Source organism: Alteromonas alvinellae, from assembly GCF_902705805.1.
The window spans coordinates 1-4668 of sequence record NZ_CACSIH010000027.1 but is presented as its reverse complement, the minus strand read 5'-3'; the positions used below and the strand labels follow the sequence as shown (position 1 = coordinate 4668).

5 protein-coding genes are annotated in these 4668 nt (G+C 43.5%); 4 read left to right on the top strand and 1 reads right to left on the bottom strand.

Features of this window, described 5'->3' with window-relative positions:
- Positions 1 to 68 precede the first annotated feature (68 nt).
- The gene (locus ACX5KA_RS01960; protein WP_039218720.1) at positions 69 to 911 is read right to left on the bottom strand and encodes a mechanosensitive ion channel family protein; all 843 of its coding nucleotides are present in this window, start codon (positions 909 to 911) and stop codon (positions 69 to 71) included.
- A 783-nt stretch (positions 912 to 1694) separates the two neighbouring features.
- On the opposite strand from ACX5KA_RS01960, the gene ACX5KA_RS01955 reads away from it, so the two are divergent.
- The 4 genes from ACX5KA_RS01955 (at position 1695) to ruvX (ending at position 4634) form a co-directional block, all read left to right on the top strand.
- Positions 1695 to 2423 (top strand): 16S rRNA (uracil(1498)-N(3))-methyltransferase, encoded by a 729-nt coding sequence (locus ACX5KA_RS01955; protein WP_039218722.1) that lies wholly within the window; start codon positions 1695 to 1697, stop codon positions 2421 to 2423.
- Positions 2424 to 2561: 138 nt separating this feature from the next.
- Positions 2562 to 3515 carry a glutathione synthase gene (gene gshB / locus ACX5KA_RS01950; protein ID WP_458730301.1) on the top strand — a complete coding sequence of 318 codons (954 nt, stop codon included), beginning with the start codon at positions 2562 to 2564 and terminating at the stop codon, positions 3513 to 3515.
- Between the two features lie 128 nt (positions 3516 to 3643).
- On the top strand, positions 3644 to 4210 hold the full coding sequence (locus ACX5KA_RS01945; RefSeq protein WP_458730300.1) for a YqgE/AlgH family protein: 567 nt from the start codon (positions 3644 to 3646) through the stop codon (positions 4208 to 4210).
- Positions 4203 to 4634, top strand: a complete 432-nt coding sequence (gene ruvX / locus ACX5KA_RS01940) for a Holliday junction resolvase RuvX (RefSeq protein ID WP_014980071.1) — start codon at positions 4203 to 4205, stop codon at positions 4632 to 4634. The genes ACX5KA_RS01945 and ruvX overlap by 8 nt, the downstream gene beginning before the upstream one ends.
- The last annotated feature ends 34 nt before the right edge of the window (positions 4635 to 4668 follow it).

Genomic DNA, 4668 nt, shown 5'->3' with positions numbered 1-4668 from the left:
GATCATTAAATTCTTAACTGATCGGCATTACTGCATATAGCAGCGTTTTTTCGTTTTCAAGATAGCGATTACTCGCTGTCTGTTTTGTGTAGGTGCACATCCATTTGTGGGAATGGAATTGAAATGCCTTCTTCATCAAAACGCAGTTTAACGTTTTCAGTGAAGTCGAATTTAACACCCCAGAAATCAGCAGAATTTACCCATGGACGAACAATGAAGTTTACGCTGCTGTCAGCCAGTTCAGATACCGCGATTTTCGGCGCAGGTTCAGCAAGAATTCTGTCGTCTGCTGCAACCATTTCTTCAAGGATCTTCTTCGCTTTGAGAAGGTCTGCGTCGTAACCAATACCCACAACCATATCTACACGACGAGTATCTCTCGCTGAGTAGTTAGTAATATTACCGCCATAGATGTTGCCGTTTGGAACAATAATTTCTTTATTGTCTGGCGTATTCATCGTAGTGGTAAAGATACCGATCTTAACAATAGAACCCGCAGTACCAGCAGCCTCAACAAAGTCTCCTGATTTAAACGGCTTAAATACAAGCAGCATTACGCCTGCTGCAAAGTTTTTGAGTGAATCTTGCAGTGAAAGACCAATCGCTAAACCAGCCGCACCTAAAATAGCCACAAGAGAAGTAGTATCCACACCTAGTTGGTCAAGTGACGCAACAATGACGAATAGCATCAAAATAGCGCTAAGTATCGCCTCTAGGAAATCTACCAACATGTCATCATATTTAGACTTAGACATTAAACGTCTAAATACAGACAAAATAAATCCAACTACGATCTTACCGACAACATAAATCGCAATTGCCATCAAGATGTTGATACCCCATGGAATGGCGTAGTCGTTTATGTACCTTTCAACATCGCTTGCTGAAAAAAGCGAGAGTTTCTCTTCCATAATATGGTCCTTGTCATGGTTTGTTGTAATTAACGCAACTACGTTAGCAGCTAATCGTATTATCACCAATACTTAATAGGTCCAAATAGCGTAAATTCGCCCTAAAGTCTAAGCCACATAGGCTATTGATAGTGTTAGAATTATCCTAAAGTAGCGATATATGATGTCATTTATTGCCACTTCATAGACTAAAGTTTGAGTATATTTTTCAGTAATTGTCACACGCATGTCACCCAATATTTTTACTATTTCATACCGAAGCCTTGATGCGCTTTTTCCAATTTAACGGAAGTTACCGAGTTTTAAGATGTTTTTTTTGATGATTTTTTGGCCATAAAGTTTTAGACTAAAGTCTCAAAAGAATTAAAGCATGCTATCTACTTCGATACACTTGCTTTTAGTTTCTTCTGAACGGGCTTTAGCAAACTATGTCAATTAAAGGATTAACGCATGTTGCTTCTATTAACCCTATTCTCAGTCGTCTTGTGTTTATTTTTATATTCACTACGCACTGATAAAGGAAAACACACCAAGTATGCAAGAGCGGACTACCGCCCAGAACCAACATCGAAGTCTTCTTCCACCGTGTTGAAATCAACTTCGAACAACTCTTCGCCTTCTGCAGCGTAGAGTTAATTTACGAGTCAGGTGATTTAAATATAGGCCGCATGCTGTTGTTTATGTAAGTATTTGCTCAATTATTTACATGCTGCTGTCGACAGCATTGCAACCTGTACCTGCACACACGTATCATACGCATCAAAACCAAACACACAATTTATTATGCGTATACCAAGAGTTTATTACCCCAATCCAATTCCGTTAGAACAAGAATTTGAGTTGACCGAAGACGCCGGTCATCATATTGCTACTGTACTGCGCATAAAACCCAACCGACCTATTGTGCTGTTCAATGGCGACGGGAACGAGTACAGTGCCCAAATTATTAGCGTTCAAAGAAAAAAAGTGACGGTTGAAGCCGACGCTTGTTTATCGCTAGCGAAAGAGTCCCCGCTTCATTTGCACTTAGGTCAAGGTGTATCTAAAGGCGATAGAATGGATACCGTGCTACAAAAAAGCGTGGAACTTGGCGTATCGGAAATAACCCCCGTGATCACTGAACGATGTACGGTTAAACTCGACGAGTCACGCTGGGAAAAGAAAATTCAGCAATGGCAGAAGATTATTATTGGCGCCTGTGAACAAAGCGGTCGCAACATTATTCCCGTGCTCAACGCCCCGGTTAGTCTTAATCAATGGTTGTCGTCTTCAACCAATACCACAAGATTAGTTCTCGCACCTGGCGCAGAGCAAAGCTTGGCAAGACAACCTTATAATGCTCAAGGCTTTCGTTTGCTTATTGGCCCTGAAGGTGGGTTATCTGAAACAGAAATTCATCAGGCAAACGAAAACGGTTATCAGTCGGTAAGTTTGGGCCCGCGTATTTTGCGCACCGAGACAGCGGCGATTACAAGCCTAAGTATTCTTCAAGCTCAGCACGGCGACTTCTAAGTCAGTATTTTAGGCAGCTATATAGCAAGCATAGTGCTAGCTCAGTAACTTGAAGAATTCAGGTGTGCCCCCATATATATTTACAATCAGCCGGGCCATCTGAGCCGGCATTTTATCAACATTCAAGGTGAAAACATTATGCAATATACCGTTGGCGTAATTATGGACCCCATCGCAAGTATTAAGCCACACAAAGATACAAGCTTTGCGATGATGCTTGAAGCTCAGCGCCGCGGTGCAAAGATTGTAAATTTTGAATTAAAAGACCTGTATTTAGACAATGGTAAGCCTATGGGCTTGGGTAAAACCGTGTCGGTCAAAGATCAAGCGACAGATTTCTACACCATTGAAGACGAGTCTACATTGTATTTAGGCGACATTGATGTATTACTCATGCGCAAAGATCCTCCTTTTGACAGCGAGTTTTTGTATGCGACTCAGGTGCTGTCGCTTGCGCAAGACGCGGGAGCGCTAGTTGTAAATAACCCTCAAGCGCTTCGCGACTATAACGAGAAGTTGTTTACGTCGTACTTCCCAGAACACATTCCCAATACCTTAGTCACGAACAATCAAGCGCTTATCCGTGAGTTTCACGCCAAGCACCAAGACATTATTTGCAAACCCTTAGACGGTATGGGCGGCGCGTCTATTTTTAGAGTGAAGCCTGATGGCAATAACTTAGGCGTTATTATTGAAACCCTAACCAAGTTAGGCACGCGCTACATGATGGTGCAAGAGTACCTTCCAGAGATTAAAGACGGCGACAAGCGCGTACTCATCGTTGATGGTGAAGTCATGCCGTACTGCTTAGCGCGACTGCCTACCAAAGGGGAAACCAGAGGTAACCTAGCCGCTGGCGGAACAGGACGCCCTCAGCCAATCTCAGATTCTGACCGCGCCCTAGCCGAAGCCATTGCGCCAACGCTCAAGGAAAATAACATTTTATTTGTAGGACTTGATGTTATTGGCAGCAAAATTACTGAGATAAACATTACTAGCCCAACTTGCGTAAGAGAAATAGAAGCAGCTTACGATGTTAATATAATGGGTACGCTGTTTGACGCCATTGAAAAGCGCTTAGCCAATAAATAAAGTAAGGTTGCATTTCAAACACAGTGCAGTTCGTATCGTAAAAAGCAAATATGAGTGGATAGAGCGCCTTTAGCTTCAATAGTGTAAAGGCCCTGAAAAAATAAAAGATAGTAGATAAAAGACAAACTATGACGGAATTAAAAAGCCTACAAAATCATTTTCTGGTCGCGATGCCTAGTTTGGACGATCCGTATTTTTCTCGCTCGCTCATTTATATTTGTGAACACAATGCTGAAGGAGCTATGGGTATTGTAGTAAATCAACCCTCCACCATGAACGTGAAGCAGCTTCTTGAACAGACTGACAAAGAACTCACTGTGTCTGACGACAAAGCAGAGCAAATCGTGCTGGCTGGCGGTCCTGTAAGCCAAGAGCGAGGATTTGTGCTGCACTCGTCGCAAAGAGAGTGGGCATCTAGCTTAAAGCTTGCTCCAGGGGTTATGGTGACCACCTCCAAGGACATTTTGACTGCTATTGCCAATGATGAAGGCCCTGAAGACGTTTTGATTGCTTTGGGGTACGCGGGCTGGACAGCCGGTCAGCTTGAGAAGGAAATGCAGGAAAACGCATGGCTCACCATCGAAGCTGACCAAGAAATTCTGTTTAACACGCCTATGCACAAGAAATGGCAAGCAACAGTAAATAAACTCGGTGTGGATGTATGGCAGCTAGCACCGGGAGCGGGACATGCCTGATATAGGAAACCGTACGGTACTTGCATTTGATTTTGGTACCAAAAGTATTGGCGTGGCGGTAGGTCAGGAAATTACCGGTACGGCTTCCCCTCTTGCAGCGCTGAAAGCAAGAGACGGTATTCCTGACTGGACGTTAATAGAAAAGCTTTACGAAGAATGGCAACCGCATATCGTGGTGGTGGGTTTACCGCTTAATATGGATGGTACTGAGCAGGAGATGACTCAACGCGCCCGCAAATTTGCAAACCGCCTGCACGGGCGTTTTAAAGTGGCCGTTGACACCTGTGATGAGCGACTGACTACCACAGACGCTAAAGCCATGCTGTTTGAGTTAGGTGGCTATAAAAAACTGACTAAGGACAAAGTTGATAGTGTGTCGGCCTGCGTCATATTCGCTAGCTGGAGCGAGAGTCAGTACGAATAGTTGTTAGGGCCTGTATATGGTCTCCCCCGTTATT